General features: G+C 51.0%; 12 protein-coding genes, 2 tRNA genes and 1 rRNA gene. 9 read left to right on the forward strand and 6 right to left on the reverse strand.

What is annotated here, in order from left to right:
* Positions 1-616 (reverse strand): 16S ribosomal RNA (locus tag H8527_RS09750); the annotation flags it as partial.
* 1,229 nt (positions 617-1,845) lie between these two features.
* On the opposite strand from H8527_RS09750, the gene H8527_RS07995 reads away from it, so the two are divergent.
* From H8527_RS07995 to H8527_RS08015, 5 genes are all read left to right on the forward strand, one after another.
* The gene (locus H8527_RS07995; protein WP_187547184.1) at positions 1,846-3,138 is read left to right on the forward strand and encodes an inositol-3-phosphate synthase; all 1,293 of its coding nucleotides are present in this window, start codon (positions 1,846-1,848) and stop codon (positions 3,136-3,138) included.
* Between the two features lie 503 nt (positions 3,139-3,641).
* Complete coding sequence (locus H8527_RS08000) at positions 3,642-3,848, forward strand: hypothetical protein (protein ID WP_187547185.1); 207 nt, start codon at positions 3,642-3,644, stop codon at positions 3,846-3,848.
* 117 nt (positions 3,849-3,965) lie between these two features.
* Positions 3,966-4,808: a threonine/serine exporter ThrE family protein gene (locus H8527_RS08005; RefSeq protein WP_222935135.1), complete on the forward strand. Its 843-nt coding sequence runs from the start codon at positions 3,966-3,968 to the stop codon at positions 4,806-4,808.
* 77 nt (positions 4,809-4,885) lie between these two features.
* Entirely contained in the window at positions 4,886-5,413 is a 528-nt protein-coding gene (locus H8527_RS08010; protein WP_187547189.1) for a threonine/serine exporter family protein, read from the forward strand.
* A 12-nt stretch (positions 5,414-5,425) separates the two neighbouring features.
* A complete protein-coding gene (locus H8527_RS08015) occupies positions 5,426-6,331 on the forward strand; it encodes a LysR family transcriptional regulator (protein ID WP_187547190.1) in 906 nt (301 codons plus the stop codon).
* Positions 6,332-6,572: 241 nt separating this feature from the next.
* On the opposite strand, the gene htpG is transcribed toward H8527_RS08015, so the two are convergent.
* On the reverse strand, positions 6,573-8,630 hold the full coding sequence (gene htpG / locus H8527_RS08020) for a molecular chaperone HtpG (protein WP_187547192.1): 2,058 nt from the start codon (positions 8,628-8,630) through the stop codon (positions 6,573-6,575).
* 229 nt (positions 8,631-8,859) lie between these two features.
* Here htpG and H8527_RS08025 point away from each other — a divergent pair, with 229 nt between their 5' ends.
* From H8527_RS08025 to H8527_RS08035, 3 genes are all read left to right on the forward strand, one after another.
* Complete coding sequence (locus tag H8527_RS08025) at positions 8,860-9,675, forward strand: class I SAM-dependent methyltransferase (RefSeq protein WP_187547194.1); 816 nt, start codon at positions 8,860-8,862, stop codon at positions 9,673-9,675.
* Between the two features lie 898 nt (positions 9,676-10,573).
* Positions 10,574-10,657, forward strand: a tRNA-Leu gene (locus tag H8527_RS08030).
* A gap of 12 nt (positions 10,658-10,669) precedes the next feature.
* Positions 10,670-10,742 (forward strand) — tRNA-Gly (locus H8527_RS08035).
* Between the two features lie 165 nt (positions 10,743-10,907).
* On the opposite strand, the gene H8527_RS08040 is transcribed toward H8527_RS08035, so the two are convergent.
* The 4 genes from H8527_RS08040 to H8527_RS08055 all read right to left on the reverse strand — a co-directional run bounded on the left by H8527_RS08040 (position 10,908) and on the right by H8527_RS08055 (position 20,963).
* On the reverse strand, positions 10,908-14,663 hold the full coding sequence (locus H8527_RS08040) for a T9SS type A sorting domain-containing protein (RefSeq protein ID WP_187547196.1): 3,756 nt from the start codon (positions 14,661-14,663) through the stop codon (positions 10,908-10,910).
* A gap of 117 nt (positions 14,664-14,780) precedes the next feature.
* Positions 14,781-16,571 (reverse strand): SusD/RagB family nutrient-binding outer membrane lipoprotein, encoded by a 1,791-nt coding sequence (locus tag H8527_RS08045; protein ID WP_187547198.1) that lies wholly within the window; start codon positions 16,569-16,571, stop codon positions 14,781-14,783.
* A gap of 21 nt (positions 16,572-16,592) precedes the next feature.
* On the reverse strand, positions 16,593-19,973 hold the full coding sequence (locus H8527_RS08050) for a SusC/RagA family TonB-linked outer membrane protein (RefSeq protein WP_255498553.1): 3,381 nt from the start codon (positions 19,971-19,973) through the stop codon (positions 16,593-16,595).
* A gap of 315 nt (positions 19,974-20,288) precedes the next feature.
* A complete protein-coding gene (locus tag H8527_RS08055; RefSeq protein ID WP_187547202.1) occupies positions 20,289-20,963 on the reverse strand; it encodes a lipocalin-like domain-containing protein in 675 nt (224 codons plus the stop codon).
* Between the two features lie 722 nt (positions 20,964-21,685).
* On the opposite strand from H8527_RS08055, the gene H8527_RS08060 reads away from it, so the two are divergent.
* Positions 21,686-23,185 carry a PepSY-associated TM helix domain-containing protein gene (locus H8527_RS08060; protein ID WP_187547204.1) on the forward strand — a complete coding sequence of 500 codons (1,500 nt, stop codon included), beginning with the start codon at positions 21,686-21,688 and terminating at the stop codon, positions 23,183-23,185.
* Positions 23,186-23,293 lie beyond the last annotated feature (108 nt).

Consider the following 23,293-nt stretch of genomic DNA (forward strand, 5'->3'; position numbering starts at 1 on the left):
ACACTCTTTAACCGCTGACTTAACAGTCCGCCTACGCTCCCTTTAAACCCAATAAATCCGGATAACGCCTGGACCTTCCGTATTACCGCGGCTGCTGGCACGGAATTAGCCGGTCCTTATTCTTTCGGTACATTCTTCCCAGGGACACGTCCCCGTCGTTATTCCCGAACTAAAGCAGTTTACAACCCGGAGGGCCGTCATCCTGCACGCTACTTGGCTGGTTCAGACTTCCGTCCATTGACCAATATTCCTCACTGCTGCCTCCCGTAGGAGTTTGGACCGTGTCTCAGTTCCAATGTGGGGGACCTTCCTCTCAGAACCCCTACTGATCGATGGCTAGGTGGGCCGTTACCCCGCCTACTACCTAATCAGACGCATCGCCATCACATACCAATAAATCTTTGGTTTAGTCTCCATGCGGACTCTAAACAACATCAGGTATTAATCTTACTTTCGCAAGGCTATCCCTGAGTATGTGGTAGGTTCGATACGCGTTACGCACCCGTGCGCCGGTCGCCGGCACAGAAAGCAAGCTTTCTGCCCGCTGCCCCTCGACTTGCATGTGTTAAGCCTGTAGCTAGCGTTCATCCTGAGCCAGGATCAAACTCTTCATTGTAAATATAATCATTTGTTTGTTTCTCTGTCGTTGCTCAGAACCTATCCTTATATGAGTAGAATTGAACGGTACAATTTCATTTCACCCGAAACCTCGATTGCTCATTGCATTCGTTGTTTCATTGTTGATTGTTCCTTGTACTTCTCTACAATCTGTTATGTAATTCTTTCAAAGAGCATATTGCAATCTTTCCTTCCATCCCACCCACCTTGCGGCAGAGCGTATCGAAGTGAGCAAGATAGCCTTGCGTCCCGATTGCGAGTGCAAAAGTACAACAAACTTCCGTTACCTCCAAACAATCCCGCAGAAAAGTTTTCAAAAAAGTTACAACACCGCGATTTTGATGCTCCTATTTGACAGAAATCGCTCATAAGCCCGATTTTCCTCCCTTCACCCCTTCCTCCCGCTTTCTGTCTCCTTTTTTGTCCCGACGTACATCCAAGAGCCACAAAACTGCATCTGAGATAAATCCAACTAACTCGGAGGTCGTTTTTTCTATCTCTGAGGTAGAAAAAATTATCTCTGAAGTAAATCGAACTATATCAGAGGTAGAGCAAATCATCTCGGAGATGGACAAAGCCTCCTCCCTCTTTCAACACCAAGCCCAAAAAGTAGCGCTCCCCTACTCTATCCACTTTTCTCTCGCACGCGTGCGCACATTACGCGCATACATACACTATAATCCCATGTTTTTTGCCTTCACTGCCTTCACTACCCACAGAAAAACACCTCGCAACGGCCTAATTTGCATTTAGGGCCTTGCTTTTCAACTCCATGTCTTCACTCTTTCCCTTCACCTTTGCCTTCACCCCTATTCCCCTGATTTTCAACCCCTCTCCCCCAATGGTGAAGGAGTGAAGGCAATTTGCAAGCACTATATAGTGTATACGCGCGTGCGCGCGAGAGGGAATGAGAATAAAGAGAAAAGAGGAAAGAAACAAAAGAATTGTCTACCCCCACTTTCTGAGAAAGTGCCGACTCATAGAAGCGCTTCGATGGCCTAAATTCCCCTTTTTATCGCCAAAACCTCATAAACGACACGTCTTTGGTTGATATTACAGAAAAACGCAGAAAGAAAAACGTTTTTATCCGAAAAAGTTTTGTACCTTTGCAAACAACATAGAGCGGAGGGCAATTTGCTGCGGCAGAAACTTCATCGTTTGAGTTCTCCCCTCGGTCTATGCTTTTGTCAATCATTCATCTCATCCTGAAAAAGCAACAAAAAAAAAATGAAACCTGCAACAGGTAAACTCGGTGTGATGACCGTCGGACTCGGTGCGGTCAGTACTACATTCATCACAGGCGTGCTGATGGCTCGCAAGGGTTTGGCCAAACCCATCGGCGCCCTCACCCAGTATGACAAAATCCGTGTGGGACATGGTGTAGAAAAGAAATACCTCCCGATGGGTGAAATCATCTCGCTCGCTCAGCTCAACGACATCGTGTTTGGCGCTTGGGACGTCTATCCCGCCAACGCCTTTGAGAGCGCGGTAGAAGCCGAGGTGCTTCGTGCGAAGGACATTTTGCCTGTGGAGGACGAACTGAAAGCCATCCGCCCCATTCCCGCTGCTTTCGACCACAACTATGCCAAGCGCTTGGACGGCAACAACGTGAAAGACTGCGCCACCCGCTGGGAAATGGTGGAAGCTCTGCGCGAAGACATCCGCCGCTTCAAGAGCGAGAACGGTGTGGACCGCATCGTGGTGCTGTGGGCGGCTTCGACCGAAGTGTACGTGCCCGTCGATAAAGCAGTGCACTATCATCTGGCCGATTTGGAAGCTGCGATGAAAGCCGACGACCGCGAACGCATCGCCCCCTCGATGTGCTACGCCTATGCAGCGCTGAGCGAAGGTTGCCCCTTCGTGATGGGTGCCCCCAACACCACCATCGACATACCCGCCATGTGGGAACTGGCAGAAAAGACCAAGATGCCCATTGCCGGCAAGGACTTCAAAACCGGACAAACCTTGGTGAAGAGCGGTTTCTCCCCCATCATCGGTACGCGCTGTCTGGGCCTAAACGGATGGTTCTCGACCAACATTTTGGGCAACCGCGATGGCCTCGTGCTCGACGAGCCTGCCAATTTCCACACCAAGGAAGTGTCGAAACTCTCAACGCTCGAAAGCATCCTGCGGGCAGAGGATCAGCCTGACCTCTACACCAACTACTACCACAAGGTGCGCATCAACTACTATCCTCCGCGTGGTGACGACAAAGAGGGTTGGGACAACATCGACATCTTCGGATGGATGGGCTACCCGATGCAGGTGAAGATCAATTTCCTCTGCCGCGACTCCATCCTCGCTGCTCCCCTCTGCCTCGACCTCGTGTTGCTCATCGATGCCGCTGCCCGTGATGGTCGCTACGGCACGCAACGCTTCCTGAGCTTCTACCTCAAAGCCCCCCAACATGACTATACGCAGGGAGAGGTACCTATCAACCATCTCTATCAGCAATACACCCATCTCAAGAACGCCATTCGCGAAATGGGAGGTTACGAAGCTGATGAAGAGATAGATTGATAAGTAGGTGTTCAAAATTAATTGATAGTATATTTGTTTGATTTTTTCGCCAAGTCGTCTTTGTGAAGAAGGAGTGTAGCTCGCTACACGAGGGATGATCAAAGGCAAGACGGCAAAAAGGTAACAAAGAGGGTATCAAAGTAGAAAACTTACTACGACTAAGATAACTACGATTAATTCTGAACACCGACTTACGACCCAAACTCCACTTTTCCACCGGCTCCACGCGCCTTTCGGAATGCGTGAAGCCGGGTTTGGAAATCTCTTTCTACACTTTTTTTCATCCTTACGGGAAGAAATTTTAGCGGGTTTTATCGGTGTAACTCCACTGAAAATGAGCGTCCTAACGATTTTTATGGGCGATTTCGATACTTACTATCGAATCAAACCATAAGAAAGACTGTTGTTCGGCAGGAAATGTACGTACCTTTGCACTGTCAAAACGAGGAAGCCCTCTCCGACGGACATCAACAACAGTACAAATCCTAAAATTCACAACCATCATGACACTCCTTGCAGCCCTCCAAGTTCACACCAATCCCTACGCCCCCTTCATCATTGCCGCTTTCATCATCGTGACCGCTGCTCTCTATTGTGTGCCCACTCTCTATCGTCTCGTGACCCACAGCCGCCACAACATCTTGGAGAGCCAAGACGACCTCTACACCTGCCACGATGAAGCCTTTCTCCACCACGGCGTAAAGGCATAAGTAGGCGTTCATAGTTATCTTAGTTGTAGGTGGCTCTCGACTTTGATGCTATCTTTGTATTCATTCTGAACACCTACTTAAGCCGTGCGAAGGGACACCCGAAAGCGCTCGGACCGAATGCGGCCAAAATCTTCCCTATCAACGACGCTCAATCTCCTGATGCCCACCTCCACACGCTCTCCACAGGAAGAAACTCATCAACGGCTCAAAGTACTTGCCAAGTTTTTCAGCGACTATGCTGGTGCCCTGCTCAGCAGCGCCGCTTCGACCATGCGCATTGAGCGCAACCTCAAACAGATGGCCGAATCTTGGCAAGTGAAAGCCCAGTTTACTATCCTCCCGACCAACGTCATCCTCAACCTTTGGGACTTGTCGGGCGAACACTCTTATACCTGCATCTCCCCAATCGGTCATGCGGGTATCAATTTTGATACCATCACTCGTCTGAGCCGCCTCAGCGACGAGGTGCTCACGCAAAACCTCGACCTGGAAGAGGCGCGCCGCTGTTTCCTCGAAGTGCAACAAATCCCTCGTCTCGATGGGCGATGGGTGCTCCTGCTGGCCAGCTTGGCCAACGCCTCTTTCTGCCGCTTGTTTGGCGGTGACTGGGCCGCCATATTCATTGTATTTGTGGCCACGCTGTTCGGATTTTACCTCAAACAGCGGCTCACCAAATGGAAGGTAGACTACCGCGCCGTCACCATCTTTTCTGGACTGACAGCGGCCGTCATCTCCTGCGCCGGCTTCGTGTTCCACTTGAGCGGCACGCCCGATATCGCTTTGACCACCAGCGTGCTCTATTTGGTGCCGGGTGTCCCCTTCTGCAACGCCGTGAGCGACCTCATCTATGGGCACTACGTCTGCGCTATGAGTCGATTTTTTCACGCCATGATGATTGTGGTCAGTCTCTCCATCGGCCTTTGTTTGGGACTGATGCTCATCAATATCTCGATGTTGTAACGTTGTCTCCCTTTGCCGACCATCGATCTCGTCCTCAGCGCCTTCTTTCGTCCCATTTCTTTACGCCCAACTCCTCTATGGATTTCACTCTACAACTCCTCAATGATGGTTTCTTTGCCGCCATCGCTGCTGTGGGCTTTGCCAGCATCAGCAATCCCAACCGCGGCACTTTCCTCGCCTGCGCACTCTTGGCAGCCATCGGGCACATGACCCGCTTTGTTCTGCTGGGCTATGGTGTCCACCTCACCCTTGCCTCCTTTGCCGGCGGCATCGCCATCGGTGTGCTCTCTATCCCTGCGGCCGTATGGGTCAAGTCGCCCGCCGAAGGGCTTTCCTTCCCCGCCCTGCTCCCCATGGTGCCGGGTAAGTTTGCCTACGGCACCATCCAAGCGTTGCTCGAATGTCTGCGCCATAGCGGTGAGGACGACTTCATGCACTATTTCTACCTGCTCAACTACAACTGGCTCACCTGCTTGCTCACCATCGTGATGATGGTCATCGGGGTAACCATACCGCTCTTTACCTTCCGCAACCATGGGATGGACATGCTCCGCAAAGCCCGCCGGCAGCTCCATCGCGCCCATATTCTCAAAGCCACAAGATAGTTCGCACACCTTATGGAACTCCGACAACTGCGTTATTTTATCAAAGTGGCTGAATGCCAAAGTTTTTCCGAGGCTTCGCGACAACTGCACGTGACTCAAAGCACCCTCTCTCAACAAACCAAACAATTGGAAGACGAGATTGGTGCACAGCTGTTTGTGCGCGACTCTCACCACGTGGGGCTGACCGATGTGGGGGAGGCGTTCCTGCCCTCAGCCCTCCGTGCCGTGAACGAGGCTGATGCTTGCTTGGATAGTATTGCCGAAGTGACGCACTGCGTACGCGGAACGGTGAACATCGGCGCGACCTATACGTTCAGCCCCATCCTCAAAGAGGCTATTCTCCTCTTTATGAAGGAACATCCCAACGTGCGTCTCAACGTGGTGAGCCACGCCATGAGCGAACTGATGCAGATGCTCATGCGACGCGAGGTGGACTTGGTGCTTTCCTACAAACCGACACAAAACTACGAGCGCATCGAGTCGCACTACCTCTTTGAGAATGCCCTCTGCGTGGTGGTGAGCGACACGCATCCACTGGCCGAAAGCGCCTCCATCACGCTCGACGAGCTGCAACACCAGCGACTCGCCCTTCCGGCACAAGGATTGCAGGCACGCAACAAGTTTGACGCGCTGCTTCAAAACCGCAACCTCGACTTCAACATCTGTCTTGAAATCAACGATGTCAACGAACTGGTGCACTTGGTGCGCGACAGCCGGCTTGTCACCGTCCTCTCCACCGCCACCATCTCTCAAGCACGCGGTGTAGTGGCCGTCCCTCTGGCGAGTGTCGACAGCAGTATGGAGGGCTCGTATCACTTTCTGAAAGGAGCTTACAAGAAAGTCGCGGTGCGAGAGTTTCTCCGCATCCTCTGCGAAAGCAAAAGTTATGGTATGGCACAGATGGAAGTGGTGCACTAACGCCCTCGCTCGTCGCTGCCACGCCCTTTCCTCCCAATGCTGCCTCCCACTCGGTCGCATCTTCTCACGAAGACTACTCAACTTTCCCGCGCCCCCCTATCGTTCTCTTCAGAATGCCCCAAAAACATCGAGGCCGAACTTCCACGCAGAAGTTCGGCCTTTTCTTTGAGGAAAAAGAAAACGGAGGAAGCACCACCATAAATAGTGCTTCCTCCGAGGTGGAAGGATGAGTAGAAGAAAGTTAGATAAGTTCTACCGAACGCTTGACAAAGGCGTTGAGCGCTTCGCCACGAAGGAGACCATTTTGCAAGAGCGCAAGGTCGATGAGTTGCGGCACGAGTTTGTTGGTGCGAGCATAGTCGGCCAGCGCCTCTTCGCGGAGTTTTTCTTGTACGGCAATGTCGTCGTTCACCTGTTTGCGGTCGGCCTTTTCAGCCTCGGTGAGGTCTTCAGACTTGGTGTTCTGCTGTGCCGTTTCGATGGCTTGTCGGCGTGCGTTGAGTCCGCGGAGTTCGGCATCGATGGGCGCCAGACGATCGGCAAGAGAAGTGTTGAGCTCGTCGTTCACCTGCTTCACCAGTCGGTGGTCGGTGTTGAGCACGAGACTATACATATCGGGCATCTCACCATAGAAAGCCATACCCTGTTGCAACTGCGCCATTTCCTTCATGCGGCGCATATATTCGCTTTGGGTGATGACCACCGGTTGTGCCTCTTCGCCCATGGCTGTGGCATCGACTTGGAAGTCCACCTTTTCCACTTTGGGGAGCATTGTCTTGAACACGGTGCTGAGATTGGCGCGTACTTGCTCGTCGGCTTCGCTCACGGTCTTGTCGTCCTTTTGAATGAGGCGTTCCACCGTGTCACTATCCACGCGGACAAAGCGTGTCTTTTCCCACTTGCGTTCCAGTTCGCTCACAAGCGGTGCATCCAGTTGGCCGTCTAGCAAGAGGACGTTGTAGCCCTTGGCAGTCGCTGCCTCCACGTGGGCAAACTGTGCCTCACGGTCGTTGGTGTAGAGGCAGATAAGGTTGCCGTCTTTGTCGGTCTGCGCTTCTTTCGTGGCTTCACGATATTCGTCGTAGGTGTAGTACTTGCCTTCGATGTCTTTGAGCAAGGCAAAGTTTTTGGCCTTGTCGTAGAAGTCCTGCTCCGAGAGGATACCATAGTGGATGAAGAGTTTGAGGTCGTCCCACTTTTGTTCAAACTGCTCGCGGTCGTTTTTGAAGATGCCGTTGAGGCGATCGGCCACTTTCTTGGTGATGTACTGCGAAATCTTCTTCACATTGCGGTCGCTCTGCAAGTAGGAACGGCTCACATTGAGGGGTATGTCGGGACTGTCGATGACACCATGGAGGAGGGTGAGGAAGTCGGGAACGATGTTCTCAACAGAGTCGGTGACGAACACCTGGTTGCAATAGAGTTGAATCTTGTTGCGATGCACCTCGATGTTGTTCTTAATCTTGGGGAAGTAGAGCACGCCCGTGAGGTTGAAGGGATAGTCCACGTTGAGGTGAATCCAGAAGAGGGGTTCATCCTGCATGGGATAGAGGTCGCGGTAGAACTTCTGGTAGTCCTCATCGGTGAGGGTCGAAGGCGTCTTTGTCCACAAAGGAGTGGTATCGTTGATTTGGTTCGGCTCTTCTGTGTCTACCTGCGTGCCGTCTTTCCATTCCGTTTTCTTGCCAAACACCACGGGGATGGGGAGGAAGCGGCAATATTTGCTCAAGAGGCCCTCGATGCGCCCCTTTTCGAGAAATTCCTTGTTGTCGTCGTCAATGTGGAGGACGATGTCCGTGCCGCGGTCGCTGCGCTCGGCATCTTCGATGGTAAACTCGGGCGTTCCATCGCAACTCCACTTCACGGCCTGTGCGCCCTCGCGGTGACTACGCGTGATGATGTCTACACGGCTTGAAACCATGAAGGTAGAGTAAAACCCTAAACCAAAATGTCCGATAATGGTGGCCGCATCGTCCTTGTACTTCTCAAGAAAGTCCGTTGCGCCGGAAAAGGCGATTTGGTTGATGTAACGATCTATTTCTTCAGCGGTCATACCGATACCACGGTCGCTCACAGTGAGCGTGCCGGCATCGGCATCAATCTTCACTTCTACGTTCAGTTCGCCCAATTCGCCCTTAAACTCACCCTTTGCAGCAAGCGTTTTGAGTTTTTGGGTGGCATCGACCGCATTGGCCACGATTTCACGGAGGAAGATTTCGTGGTCACTATACAAGAATTTCTTGATGACAGGGAAGATGTTTTCGGTCGTGATGCCGATATTTCCTTTTTGTGTTGCCATGTTGTAGATGGATTTATGTTTGTGATAATGATTTGCTGTGATTCCTTTCTGCAACATTTGTGCCAACAAACATTTTGGCAGATGCCACTGCCGCAAAAGAGGGAGGCAGAGAGCAGCCACCTTGGCAGAAATACCCCTATTTGGGTATTGTCGGAGCAAGAAGAAAGACCTACTTTTGCAGCAGATTTATCCCATATCATATCTACGATTTTCAAACTTTCAAGTACTCATGGAAGCAAAATCTCTTTCTGCCATTCCCGAAACCATGCTCATCCCCCTTTGGGCAAAAGCCACCGAACAAAATCGCCACTGCCCCATCCTCGTAGACAAGACGGCTGCCGATATCATCTCTAAAATAGACTACGACTTCTCGCGTTTCCGCAATGCCACTATGTCGCAGGTGGGCTGTTGCGTCCGTGCCGCCCTCATCGACCGGGAAGCGCAACAGTTTCTGACACAGCATCCCGATGCCGTCGTCATCCAGCTCGGGGCAGGGCTCGATGCGCGCTATCAACGCTTGGGACAGCCGGTCTGCACGCACTGGTACGACCTCGACCTGCCTGAAGGCATTGCTTTGCGCAGGGAATACATCCCCGAAAGCGAACACAACACTTACCTCTCGCTGTCGCTCTTCGACGAAACGTGGATGGAGCAACTCGCCCAACAGCACCGCCCGACCCTCATCATCATCGAAGGCGTGTTGATGTACTTCGACCGAGCCGAAGTGCAGGCCTTCTTCACGACCTTGTGCCGGCACTTCGATCGGGCCACGGTGCTGATGGACATGCTGGTCTATTGGGGAGTAAAGCACAGCAAGCGCCACGATGCCGTCAACAAAACCGATGGAAAAAATGTCTTTCGCTGGTCAGAACTTCATTCCGAAACCCTCGAAACGTGGCACCCCCACCTGCATCTGGGCAGGGAATATTTCATGAGCGACCACGACCAAGGGCGCTTCCCCTTCCTCATGCGACTACTCTACAAGTTGCCCTTCTTCTACCGCCGCGGCAACCAACGCATCATCCGTCTCGAAATCCAACCGTGATATGCGCTTTGGCACTCACGCGTGCGCGCGCACTCCCCTACAATAGTCAGTGTTTTTATCCTTCACGCCTTCACCAGAAGGATAAATCCCTGATAAGCAACCAGATATGGGTGAAGGCAATCCTCAGAAAGCCTTCACCCCTCTTTTTCTTCTCCTTCCCTTTTTCCGAGCAAACAAGCACCTATTCCTTTCACCATAAGTCGTTGATACAGAAGGTTATTGTCCACCGGGTGAAGGCAGTGAAGGAAAAATGCAGGGACATAGTGTAGTGACGCGCGCGTAAGGCCATCACTTCTTCCTCCGAAAGAGAACTCGGAAGAAAGAGAATTCGGAAGAAGGGTAACGTTCCGTTTCAACTACCTCAGAGGTAGTTTTTCCTACGTCAGAGGAAAATCAAACTACCTCTGAGTTTTGTTTTGAGTGATCCACACCCCCGAAGTGTTAAATCAACGTTAAAGTCGATAGCCAGTGGCTGAAATGGAAAGCGAGATGTCTATATAGTAACAGGGGGGACAACTACAGAGGCAACTACAACAACTAAGTAGGTCTTCAAAATTAATCGTTGTTTTCTTCATCGTAAGATGTGCTCTACTTTGAGACCCTCTTTGTTTCCCTTTTCCGTCATCTCGCCTTTGTTCATCAGTCGTGTAGCCCGCTACACTCCTTCTTCGCAAAGACAAGTTGACGAAAAATTGAAACAAATAGAGTATCAATTCATTTCGAACACCTACTTACCCTTTCAAACTTTTCATCCAAAAGCTTGGTTATTTCAGAAAAAAGAAGTACTTTTGCACTCGCAATTAGGAAGCAACATGAGTTTGTCAGCCTAAGGCACTCTCTTCAAGAAGAAAATAAATACCCCCTTATTTTTCTATATTCTTGTAGTGAGTGATAGAATGGAGAGGTGGCGGAATTGGTAGACGCGCTACTTTGAGGGGGTAGTGTCAATTGCGACGTGGGAGTTCGAGTCTCCTCCTCTTCACTTCTTTAGTTTGCGGAAATAGCTCAGTTGGTAGAGCACAACCTTGCCAAGGTTGGGGTCGCGAGTTCGAGTCTCGTTTTCCGCTCTCAAATGAGTGAACGTGCTAAAACAAGGTTTTAGCACGTTTTTCTTTTCCGCTCACCTTTCGGAAATCTCCAGCAATGCCTGAAGTCTCACCGGTAAAAAAGCAACCGCCCCACTTCTGCCGAAGTGGGGCGGTCTTTGTTAGCACGCGAATGCGGTGAGGAGATTAGTGCTTGATGAGCTTAACGGTGCGCACCAGTTTGCCATCACGTTCAACGCGGAGGAGATAAGTGCCCGGAGTGCCGAGACGGAGGCTGACATTGTTACCCTGGGCAATGTTGGCTGCCTTTTGGGCCACCATCTGTCCGGCAACATTGTAGAGCGAGATGTTGTAGCGGCCGGCTTGTTCAAACTCAACCAAAACATTTTCGCCAACAGTTACGGCCTTGAAATCACCCATCTGAGCAGTTTCGATACCGCTGATACCTGTGCCGACTTTGACCACGGAGAATGTCTTACTGTCGCTACCCAAAGCATTGGAGAGCGTGAGGGTTACATCGTAAGTGCCATCCTTGGCAAAGGCAATCTTAGCAGAACCGGCTTGGTCATTGCCCGTGGCATCGGTAATGGTGGCTTTCTTCGCTGTCCAGCTGGCAGTGGTTGTTACGGGGAAGGCAGTACCTGCAATGAAGGGACATCCGGAAGTATAGGTAGGTTCTACCCAGTTGATGTTGCCCTGACCTTCGCCACCGGAAGCTACGTAGTTATGCAAACCTGCATCAACCGTGAGGGTACCAACAGATTTGAACTTCTTATCAGCAGCCTTATCCTCAAATGTCCAGAGTGCAGCGAGACCTTCGGGGAGCGCTTCCTTCTTGAGGGTCTTCATCGAAGTTTGAACATCGGCATTGGTAATAGCCCTGTTCCAAACTTGGAAGTTGTCGATGACACCATCAATACCTGCACGGCCGTGGGCTGTACCACCTGCGGCAAGTACCATGCCATTCGTAATCGCGTAGACATCAGATTCGAAACCAACGGGGGTAGTCTTTTCCGCGCCACCATGCTTCCATTTCGTTACTTCTTGTTTGATACCATTGACATAGAAGTCGGAACGGAAAGCACCACTGGCGTCATACTCGAAGTTGTAAGCGAGGTGCACCCAGTTGCCTACGGGGAGTTTGGTATTACCAAAGGTGTATTGCAACTCCTTATTATTGGTCGCATCAGTGCCACGGAACGTGTAACTACCGATTGTACCATCTTGGTTGAGAGAGGTCCAAATCCAGCCCCAGTCAGTCTTGGGCCATCCATCCTTCTTGCTGGCTACGCTGAGAAGTTGCGTGGATCCTGCGGAAAGCTTGTTGATCTTGAGCCAGTAGGCCACACCGAAACTCTTATTGCCTACCACGTTGATATCGGCAGCAGGAACACCGAAGCGTTCTTCTTTGAGTTCTACACCTTGAGAGCCGGAACCATCGGCTTCGCGGCCGGTGTAGGCAAACTGAGCAGCTTCATTGACTTTAATCTCGATGTTGGAGGTTTCACCGTTGGCGGTGAGCGTCTTGATTTCGGGGAGAGCACCCACTTCCTTGCCGGAGATCTGAACGAAGGAGGCAAATTCACGAGTGGTTTCCTTACGGCCTGTAGAGGTTTCTTCGTTACCTACCAGCTGGAGCGTGTAGCTACCCACATTGGCTAAACCAGGCACTTGAACCTTATTGCCCGTTCCGGTGAAGACCACAGCGCCATTGGCATCAAGCAGTTTCCAAGTTCCGTCTTCATGGAGAGGATCAATGTAGCTCATTTCGAAAGCTTCGTTGGGCTTGATGGTCTTTTTGTTGATTTGTATATCGTCGCTATAAGCGTAGTCGGTCGCTTCGAGGAACTCTGTCCAAGTAATGGCCGATTCTGTCTTATGGTCGAGTGAGAGCGCCGAAACACCCAGTTTAACTTTGGCTTTTGTTTCGGTCAGTTCAAGAGGAATGTTGTAGTACATTGCAGCCCAAGAAGTGGTTACGCCCATCAGTACGGGAGCCTTACCTTCTTGTTGAGCATAGATCTTGAACATAGAGGTCTTCACATCGCTATTGTAGCAAGGTTCACCGGCAGCTTTGTTGTTCTGCATATTGAAGATGAGCTTCGCATCGACACCACTACGACTGAAAGCAAGCAGCTTAGAAGAAGTGATTTCAGGAGCGTTGGGAGTAGCTACAGCCACAGAAGGACGAGAGAGAGAGAATTCACCCAAGTAGAAGTCGAGGTTGTCGGCATTCTCGAGGTGAAGCGCAACAAGTGCCAACTTCTTACCATTGAAAGCGTCGGTAAGGGTGAACTTCTTTTCTACCCAGACATCCTCATCGGCTTCGTGAGTCGTTGTGAGCACATTGAAGTCGCTTTCGTTAATTACGGTGCCTTCCGCGCCTTCGGCTGTGAGAGCCAGGCGTACATCTGCCTTACCACTCTTCACCTTGTAGCGCAGTGTAATCACATCGCCTGTGGCAAGGGCATATTGAGTTTTGAAGAGGTGCAGATACTCATTGGCAGAAGTACCATTGATGCGCAAGCTGGAACCACCCATATAGGCTTCATCCCAAGAGAATTCTGCGTTCAGTCCATTGGCCACCACATCGCTGCTTTCACGACCGAGTACCTTGTTGGCAAACCACCAGCGCCAAGTGGGCAGGTAGTCTTGCACACCAATGTTGTACCATTCGCGATTGTTCTGCTGCTTACCCATCCAGTTGAAGTACTTACCATTACCCAAGTTGAAATAGGTGATGAAAGGTTCTTCAGCCAAATCCCAAGACAATGTGGAACGTGCAGACATCATGCTCGACATACCGGGGAAGTCGAAGTTGTCGGCATTGTACTGGAGCGAGTTCTTCATCGCGGGGTTATTGGCCGGGTTGCGCGTACCGCCGGTGAACCAGCGTTCGGTGCGCAGCATATACGTGCGTTGCTTGATGTCGGGAGTTGATCCCTTTTCACCACGGCTCTCCCAGAACATATTCTGAGTGTGCGCTCCCCAAAGACCGATAGAGATGGGATAATCTTTAAGCAGCGTCCAGTTGATACCATTCTTCGGCTCACCTCCCTGCATATTTACACCTGCATAAAGATAGAGAGGATCACGATTGATGCTCTTGGCGTATTTTACGGAGTTATCCAAGAGCCATGTTTTACTCCAGTTGTAGTTAAAGAAGAGAGATGCTGCAGGCTTGCCATCTTTACCGAAGTTGTCGTCGTTGTGTGTACCAAGCCCGTTGTCAAACATGATAGAGCCCTGGTCATTCGTGCCATCGTACCACATGTTTTCAAAGATGGGGTTCTTGTCCTTCATTTTTTCATTCAGGGCAACGTGGAACTCACGAATAGCCTTAGTAGGAGCATAGCCACCGCCATATTCAGAGTTGTAGCCAAAGCCATCTACACCGTAATAGTTGAGGAACTGAGCAGCTTTGTCTGCACCAGCCTTGCTCATCTTTTCCAAACATTCCTTCCAAGAATAGGCCAAAGAACCATAAGGGATGCCGGCGACAGAAGTGACTGCCACACCATTCTTGTGGGCTGCATCCAAGAAGGCAGCAGGAACGCGGCCGAGTGGTGCAGACCAGTTGCCCCAGTGGTCAACGTAGTTCCACATGGAAAAGACTTCGCTGTCGAAAATGCCATTGGGCAGAGCGTTGGTCTGAGGGTCATTTACCGGAACCCAAGCCACAAGACGCTTGTCAATGGTGGGATCGATGCCCAAACGCACCTGTGTGGCATTGTTGCGGAAGTGCTTGCGCGGCTTCACGCGAGAGATGAAGAAGTTGTCGTCTTCTGAGATTTGGCTACCGGGCGTCCATTTGGTGAGTTCTTGACCAAATTTTTCGCTGCTGTAGCCCCACGTGATGTAGCCATCTTTGAGGTGTTGAGCACGACCATTCATGGCCATCATAGCCAATACGGATGAGATGAGTAGAGTTGCTTTTCTCATAGCATGTTGATGTTTAAGTATTCAACAAAGTTGGTTAGTTGTAGTGATAAAAGAAAGAGAGGCTTCTGCACAGAGCCGATTGCAACTATGCAAAAGCCTCTCCGTTAAAGGTTTCGATTAGAAATTAGGGGCATTGACGTCCCACCACAAGCGAGTGGACTGGAGGTCTTCACCACCTAAGGCATTGAGACCCGTAGCCTCGATGTTGCCCTTGGTGATGGGGTCGGTGGCATTCCAAGGAATGCGACGGATAAGGTCGCCATATTGGAGCGAACCATCACCATCATCGGCATTGAGCACAGGGAAAAGCTTGGGATAGCCCGTGCGACGAAGTTCCGTCCAAGCTTCTGTGGAGAGGGGGAAGAGAGCAATATACTTCTGAGTCATGATCTTTTCGAGTTTCACTTCAGGCGTATCACCATCATTCCACTTCACACCTACTTTCGTCACCGAAGGCCAGTCTTCACCACCCATGGGGTCTTTTTGGACGTAAGCCGTAGGAGTTTCTTTCTTGAGATAGTCTTCGATGAGCTTGCTATAGGGGCTGCTGCCGATGAGAGAGGGATCTTCCACGTAAGCGTGGCGGACACCTTCATTGTAGAAATGTTCGGCAGTGCCGCCCATGTTCCAACCGCGCAAAGCACCTTCGGCACGCAAGAAGCAGACTTCGGCGTACTTCACGTAGTAGAGAGGAGCATTCTGCATCACATCGAACGCAAAGGAGGAGTAGCGTCCATACTGGTTGCCCGATGATTTCTTGCCTTCGCCCACGAACGTACCTACGCGAATACCCACAATGCGATCATTGTCGGGCGTCACTTCTTTCTTGCTATTCGTGATTTCGCCACTATTGTTTTTCCACAAGTAGTGGGTGGTGGGATGATCGAGGCTCATGAGGAGAGATTCCAAGGAGGCGCTCAGGCGAGAGTCGTCCCAGTTGACCATAATTTCGGCCAAGGCGTGCTTACCGCCCATCTTCTTGACAAAGATACCGTGTTGATCATTGACACTCTCTATCACACCACTCTTCACAGCCTCTTCTGCCCATTTCTTTGCCGTTTCGGGCTCTACTTTCACGATGTGCATCGCCATACGTAGTTTGAGCGAGTTGGCCAAAGCAATGTAGCTGCGCATACCTTCAAAACCACGTTCGCTGTCGAGATTGCTTTCATTGTAGGTCATGCAAAGGTCGGTGATACCTTCTTTGTACCAATCGGGGCGTTTGTCATAGGCTTTGAGTGTAGCCACGATGGTATCAATGTTTTGCACGATGCCATGGTAGATGGTCTTCAAGTCGTTGTAGACTTTCGGATTTTGCGAGTTCTGCTTATCTTCAAGGTAAGTGAACGGACCTGCCATGTCTGCACGTTCTTGTGCACCAATGCAATAGTAGAGCAGGTTGATGGCTTTCATTTCAGGGATGCTGTCCGACATGGGATGGTGCAGAATGGGCATCAACGCATTCTTAGCCCCTGTGTAAGCTCCGAAAGGCCCACCATTGAAGTCGTCGGATACACGATAACTGGAAGTGAGACGACCACCGAAGTTGTGAGGGACAACGAGATAGCCTGCATAGGCATCCGGACCGAGCGTATAGAAGAACTGATAGTTGTGAGGGCTGGAAGGCACTAAGCCCCAATTTTCAGTCTTTCCTCCACGCAATAAGCATTGAGCGGTTTTGCTCTGAGGATAAACATCTTTTTCGAGCACTTCGCGTGCTTTGGCGAATCCCTCTTTGCTCACCTGCTTGTGGTAGTCGATGACATCGACATTGCCCACATAGACCGTATTGTCGATGGTACGATCGTTCACTTGCATCGAGTCGAGAGGATCATCATAGTCCATACATGACTGCACGCCAAGAGTGGCGCACGCCAAAAGACCAATGGCATAGATATTCTTGTTCATGATAATGTTGCGATATTAGGATTAGAAATTGAGCTTGACATTCACACCAAAGGAGCGGGCAGAGGGGAGGTTGAAGATTTCGAAACCGCCCAAGCCGTTGGCAGTAGAGAGAGAAATGTCGGGATCGACGGGAGCATCCTTGTAGAAGAAGAAGAGGTTGCGTCCGATGGCCGATACGCTCACATTCTTACCTTCGCCCAAGAGGTTGCGCCAAGTGTAGCCCAAAGAAAGTTCACGAAGACGGAAGTTGGTGGCGTTATAGATGTAGTCGATGGCGCTACTGCTACCCACGGCTTCGTAGTACTTACGACCATTCACGATGTCGCGACCTTCGTTGATCGAAAGTCCCCATGAGCCATCAGCAGCTTTGAGACCGGTGGCTTCAGCATGACGACGAGCATCTCCTGTGCGCTTCGACACTCCCAAACGGTCGAGATAACCTTCGGTGAGCGATACCACTTTTCCGCCAATGCGACCATTGATGAGAAAGTAGAGCGAGAAATTCTTGTAGGAGAATGTATTGCTCCAAGAGAGCTGTACGTTGGAGTTCATATTACCTACATTCAGCCCAAAACGTTCACCGCCTTTGTCGACACGCACATTGCCTGCAGAGTTGACATAGCGCTTCTTACCATCGAATGAAGGCTGACCTTGGTCGTTGATGTAGATGTCACCAGCCTTGTGGACAAGCGTACCATTGCCATCGGAATTGAGCTTGCCGTTGGCATCACGGTAAACGTCATCGCGCCAGCGAGTGTAGTCGTTGACATACATTTCGCCATAAGGACGGCCCACTTTATAATTCACCTGCACCTTACCACCGGCCACTGTGATGGCCATTTCCTTGTTGCGGCCATCTTCCACATAGGTCTTCTCGATACGGTTGTGGTTGTAAGAGAAGTTTACACTCGTTTTCCAGCGAAGGCCGGGGATGATGTTGTTCCAGTCGTATCCCACCGTAGCTTCGATACCTTGGTTGCGGATGACACCACTATTCACCGGTTGCGACTTACCATTGGAAGCGGCGATCGTGAGGTAAGAGTTGTGCATCGCTGCGTTGTAGTAGGTCAGGTCGATGTTCAGGCGATTGTTGAAGAACTGAGTTTCAACCCCCGTTTCGAAAGAACGCGTCTTCTCTGGAATGGGCCAGAAGTTGTTGTAACCCAGTACGCTGGCAGCACCGGTACGGGGGTCGATACGCACAGCATTGAAGAGGACGTTAGGAATGGAGTTACCCACCTCGGAGTAGCTGACACGATACTTCACATATTCGTCCTTCCAATTGAGAAGGCTTGAAAGGATGGCGTTGGCACCGAAGCCAAAGTAGCCATAGTTGTCGGGCGTACCGAGGGCAGAGAATTGGCGGAAGGTGCGATACCAGTCACGACGATAGGAACCGTCTACATAGACCATATCGCGCCAACCTACTTGTGCGGTGAAGAGGGCTGCTTTGTCCCAGTTGCTCGAGATGTTCTTGCTCGTTACGCCGGCACCACCCGAAGAGGGGTCAAAGCGGTTGATGACAGTGGGCAGTTCTTTCAGCAAGTAGCCCTGAGAGGTGTCATATGTGGCGTTCGTGTAGGTGCTCACGTCCGTTCCCTTGATGATGTGCCCCACCCATCCGGCTGTTGCCGAAAGACTCCAATCTTGGATTTGCTTGTTGTAAGAAAGGAGGTAGTCGGTATAGATTTCGTTGGTGCGGCTGTTGGCCAAGTAGTAGGTTCCATAGTCGTTCATCGCCTGAGGTCCCCAGGTAGAGGCGTAAGTCTTGCCCTCACCATTGTACTTAGAATGGTCAATGCTCACACGCGCTTGGAAAGCCAAACCGTCGTAGATATCCACACGTCCTTGCAAACTGCCATAGAAGCGGTCGTCACGTGCGACACTGCGGTTCTGATTGAGCAGCCAATAGGGGTTGTTCTTTTCCGCCGTTTGGAATGCCCATTCTTGGAGCGGTCCGGCAAGTTGAGCGCGCCCACTCACCTCTTTATAGGCACCGGTCACTGGGTCAGCCATAAAGTAAGAACGTTCGGCCGACTGCCACTTACCTGCTGTCGAAAGGTGGTTGCGATAGTAGCCGAGGTCTACGTTGCGAGGCATCGTGTAGAGGTCGTAGAGGGGATTGCCCACCGTACCACCACCTATGCGGTTGTTGGTTTTCGTCTGCACGTAGTTGGCATTGACGTCTATGTTTACTCGCTTCCAGAAGTTGTAACTTTGACGGAAAGAAAGTGTGTTACGATTGTAATTGTTGCTCTCCAACATACCATTGGAGTGCGAGTTGGCAAACGAGAAATAAGTCTTGATTTTCTCCGTACCACCAGAGAGAGAAACTGAGTTGTTGGCTGTCACGCCTGTACGGAAGAAGTTGTTGATATCGTCATTGGCAGAGTTGCGCAGGTGCACTTCGCGTGTGCCGCCAATGGTAGGTGCAGCGTTCACCGTAGCCGTATAAGCGCCACCACCGGGCATCTTGTCGCCCCAGCTGCCGAGCGTCAGACCGCTTGCCGTGACTTCAGCTCCATAGAGGTTTTGCACCTTGGGGGTGAGCAGTGGGCTTTCGAAAGTGATGTTGGAGGTGACATTCACATCGAGTTTGCCTTCCTTACCTTTTTTGGTCGTAATCATCACCACACCATTGGCAGCTGCCGAACCATAGAGCGCTGCGGCATTGGCGCCCTTCAGCACGTTCATCGATTCGATGTCGTCAGGGTTGATCATGGAGAGAGGGTCGCTGCCTTCCGTAACACTCGAATAAGTGAGATTAAAGACATCGCTGGCCTGTCCGCGCACGTTGTTGGTCATGGGCACACCATCCACTACGATGAGGGGAGCATTGTTACCCTGAATAGATTTGTTACCACGCAGCGTGATTTTCGATGCACCACCGGCACCACCGGCAGAAGGCGTGATGGTCACACCCGAGATTTTACCTTCGATACCATTGATGAGGTTAGGATCTTGCACCTTCATCAACTCGTCGGCGCGGAGCTGTTGGGTAGAGTAAGTGAGCGAACTGGCTTTACGAGTGATACCCATGGCCGTCACCACCACCTCGTTGAGGTTGGCGGTTTCTTCTTCAAGGGTGATGTTGAGTTCAGACGTTCCGTCCCACTTCAGCGTTTGCGATTTGTAGCCGATGAGCGAAACTTTGATGGTAGCGCCGGGCGCCACATTCTTAATTGTGAATGAGCCATTGAGTTCAGCAGTCGCTCCGGTACCCGCACCGACAACGATGACGGAAGCCCCGACTGCAGGCTCACCTGTGGCGTCGAGCACCCGTCCTTTAAGGACGGCTTTCTGTTGCACAATCGAAGAAGCAGCATGCAGCGTTGTGGGGACAAGGCTGCTTGCCCCACCGGTCAGCATTGCAATCAAGAGCATCGCTCTTACAGATAGCATAGGCTTAATCATAGTATGTTATATTTGTTTTTGGGCCCCTGACTGATTTATATGCAGGGAAAGTGAATTATGCGGTTTTTATTGCTATTTTGTTAGGCGCGGTAAGCATTTTCAGAGCAAAAGTACAAAGAAAGTTTTTAACCCCCAAATGTTATGCAAATTATTTTAGTATTATATCCTGAGTTTATTCCCTTGGGGCTTTCTCCTGCAATAAAGCCCACTCATCAGATCGGCCATAAAAAAAGAACGGCCTATGTACCACTGTACACAGATCCGTTCAAGAAACTATAAATACGAGAAATGCTTCAAAAGATATTATACTCTCTTCATTTGGAGGCCGATGTGCAAACCAGAATAGTTGCTGATGATGCTCGAAAGCATGCTCATCTGCGTGCTGGATTGACCTAAGAGAGAGGAGATGCCGCCTGCCAACGTGAGCAGTTTGTCGGCTTCGAAGAGGACGGAGATGCCACCGGCAGTGCGCGCCACTTTGGGCGAGAGCGTCATGAGGCCCATCATCGTGGAAAGGGTGAGTGTGCGGTTCTTTTCATCGAACTTATACGTCCCTCCAAACTTTCGTCCGCCCATAGAGACGGTGAAAGTGTTGTCACGATTGAAGGTGAAGCGAGTGACGTCCTTCTTGATGCCGTACTTGGCCAACTGGGTGTCCACTTTGCTTTCAATCTGCGAGGCAATGACAGTTCCTCCGGCTTGCGCCAAGAGGTTTTCGCTCTCAAACACGGCATCGCTACCGGTGTAGCTCCAAGTGCCGATGAGTTCTCTTTGAGTGAGCGGGCTGCTACGGAACAATCCCGAAAGGACATTGTCCAAAATGCCTGCTCCTGAATTGACGAGCGTTTGTGTGGTTTGGTTTTGCTTTCCGTTTCCTCCTTGGAAGAGAGAGTCGGTCAGTGCCGAACCTGCTGTTCCACACGAATGAAGTGTGAGGCTTACCGTGATGACGGCGACAGCGATAAGGATTTTCTTCATGCTGTTGTTTGATGTTACAAAAATAGAGAATGTTTTTGAAGTGTAAAAATATTATCGATGAAACCACCGGTTTTGACGACCAATGAGACTTTTAGAAGAACTGCGTCCTCAAACGCCTTCTTCCGCTTACTGGTTTTGGCTCAAAATGGGTCGCGTAATATATTGTGTAACATGCCGCACAAGATATGCCCCCCGAGCAGAAAAGCCAGAAGCGGCGCAAAGGTACGCATATTTTTGGGAAATAAGGCGAGCGACCCGCCACAAAAACATGGACAAAAAAGACACACAAAACAAAATACGCTGCCCATCACGAAAAAAATCCACTCTCGCAAAGGCAGGAAATCGACCTTATCTTCAGGAGATTGACCGAGAGAGAGGAAGAGACGTGGAAGAATGCGCTTTTTTTCGTATCTTTGCACTCTCTTCTCCCCCTTGAATAAAACAAAAGAGTAAGTAAACAAACATTTTTTGAAACGGAAAAACTTCTCTAAGTAAGGCGCAATCTATAAACCAAACTTTGAATTATATAAACCAAAGCTTGAATTATATAAACCAAACCTTGGTTTATAGATTTCCTTTGGAGAAACGAACTTTTTCGTTGAACCAAATGAGTATGCTCCAACGAAGGATGAGTTTTGAATCAGGCCGTCGCAAGAAAACGCCTGTCTATCAACACCAGTCCGTAAAACAATGAAACGAGAGTTCTTCGCAAATACATCTTTATGAAACCGAAAACATTCCGTCGCCTCCACAAGTGGATAGGCTTGGGCTTTTGTGCCTTCCTCATCGCTTTCTGCGTGTCGGGCATTGTGCTCAATCATCGCAACGCATTTTCCGACTTAGGCCTTTCACGCCGCTACCTTCCGGAGCTATTTCGCTATAAAGATTGGAATCAAGGTCTGCTGCGCGGCACGCTGCGCGTAGGCGACAGTGTGTTCATCTACGGAAATTCCGGGATTTGGAGCGCCGACACGTTGGGGCAGAAGGTGGCGGATGCCAATGTCGGTCTGCCTCACGGCATCGACCATCGCAACATCCGTGCTTTGGCGCAAACCGGCGATGGGCAACTGTGGGCCATGGGACAGTTTGGGCTGTATCGACGCTCTGCTCCACACGATGCGTGGCAATCCGTGGTCCTTCCCGCGGGCGATGAGCGCTATTCCGACCTCACCCTCCGAGGCGACAGTTTGGTCGTGGTGGGACGCTCCTTCCTCTACGTGGCACGCCCGCCCTACCGTCGGTTTGAGCGCATCACGCTGCCCAAAGCCATCGACGATGATGGGCGGATCAGCCTCTTCCGCACGGTGTGGCACCTCCACAGCGGTGCCATCTTCGGCCTGCCGGGACAGCTATTTATGGATGCCGTCGCCGTTTTGCTCATTGTCCTGAGTTTCACGGGAGTGCTTCACTTCCTCTTTCCTCATTGGCTCAAACGCCTACGCACCTCTTCGCGTCGTCGCTTTGTGGCACGCCTTTTCGGGCAAAACCTGCGCTTTCACGACTGGATAGGGCGAAAGACCATCGTGATTCTCCTCTTTGTCGTACTGACCGGATGGAGTTTGCGACCGCCTTTACTCTTGGCGCTGGTCAACCTCTCCACACCTCCGATACCCTTTTCGACGCTCGACAGCGACAACCCATGGCACGACCGCCTGCGCATGTTGCGCTACGACGACCAAATGGGTGATTGGCTACTCTCAACGTCGTCGGGATTTTATGCTTTCAAGGACTTTCACGAACTCCCGGTGCCCATCGACAATACGCCTCCTGTGAGCGTGATGGGCCTCAACGTCTTTGAGCGGGAATCCGATGGCCATTGGCTGATAGGCTCGTTCAATGGTTTCTATCGCTGGCAGCGCCAGATGAACGCCTCGGCCGACTACATGACCGGCGAACCCGTCGTTCGTCCCTCTCGCATGCCTTTCGGCCAACTGGCTGTGGGCGGGTTCAGCAGCGATTTTCGCAACGTCGACGGCACGCCCCGCCCTATCGTGGTGAGCCACTACGGCGGCACCGACCGCTTGAAGCAGCCGGAGTCCATGCGCCATCTGCCCATGTCGCTTTGGAATGTGGCCTTAGAGTTGCACAACGGCCGCCTCTACACATTCCTCATCGAGCCCAGCCTATTCTATATTTTCCTGGCGGGCATCCTCTGCCTGCTCATCCTCTGGACGGGATGGAAAGTGCGCCGCAGATCCCGACAAGTAGGTATCCAAAATTAATTGAAACAAACATGGTATCAAACCAGGGAATTGCTTACGACTAAGATAGCTACGATTAATTCTGAGCACCTACTTAATCTCGGCCGATGGCACAAAAGAAACGATCTC

It is taken from the genome of Alloprevotella sp. Lung230 (assembly GCF_014385435.1).
GTDB lineage: Bacteria > Bacteroidota > Bacteroidia > Bacteroidales > Bacteroidaceae > Alloprevotella.

Bases quoted from the DNA above. Each gene is read 5' to 3' on its own strand.
- H8527_RS08025 (WP_187547194.1), top strand. From the start codon at position 8,860: ATGGAAGCAAAATCTCTTTCTGCCATTCCCGAAACCATGCTCATCCCC.
- H8527_RS08010 (WP_187547189.1), top strand. From the start codon at position 4,886: ATGGATTTCACTCTACAACTCCTCAATGATGGTTTCTTTGCCGCCATC.
- H8527_RS08000 (WP_187547185.1), top strand. From the start codon at position 3,642: ATGACACTCCTTGCAGCCCTCCAAGTTCACACCAATCCCTACGCCCCC.
- H8527_RS08050 (WP_255498553.1), bottom strand. From the start codon at position 19,973: ATGCTATCTGTAAGAGCGATGCTCTTGATTGCAATGCTGACCGGTGGG.
- H8527_RS08055 (WP_187547202.1), bottom strand. From the start codon at position 20,963: ATGAAGAAAATCCTTATCGCTGTCGCCGTCATCACGGTAAGCCTCACA.
- htpG (WP_187547192.1), bottom strand. From the start codon at position 8,630: ATGGCAACACAAAAAGGAAATATCGGCATCACGACCGAAAACATCTTC.
- H8527_RS08040 (WP_187547196.1), bottom strand. From the start codon at position 14,663: ATGAGAAAAGCAACTCTACTCATCTCATCCGTATTGGCTATGATGGCC.
- H8527_RS08005 (WP_222935135.1), top strand. From the start codon at position 3,966: ATGCGGCCAAAATCTTCCCTATCAACGACGCTCAATCTCCTGATGCCC.
- H8527_RS07995 (WP_187547184.1), top strand. From the start codon at position 1,846: ATGAAACCTGCAACAGGTAAACTCGGTGTGATGACCGTCGGACTCGGT.
- H8527_RS08015 (WP_187547190.1), top strand. From the start codon at position 5,426: ATGGAACTCCGACAACTGCGTTATTTTATCAAAGTGGCTGAATGCCAA.
- H8527_RS08060 (WP_187547204.1), top strand. From the start codon at position 21,686: ATGAAACCGAAAACATTCCGTCGCCTCCACAAGTGGATAGGCTTGGGC.
- H8527_RS08045 (WP_187547198.1), bottom strand. From the start codon at position 16,571: ATGAACAAGAATATCTATGCCATTGGTCTTTTGGCGTGCGCCACTCTT.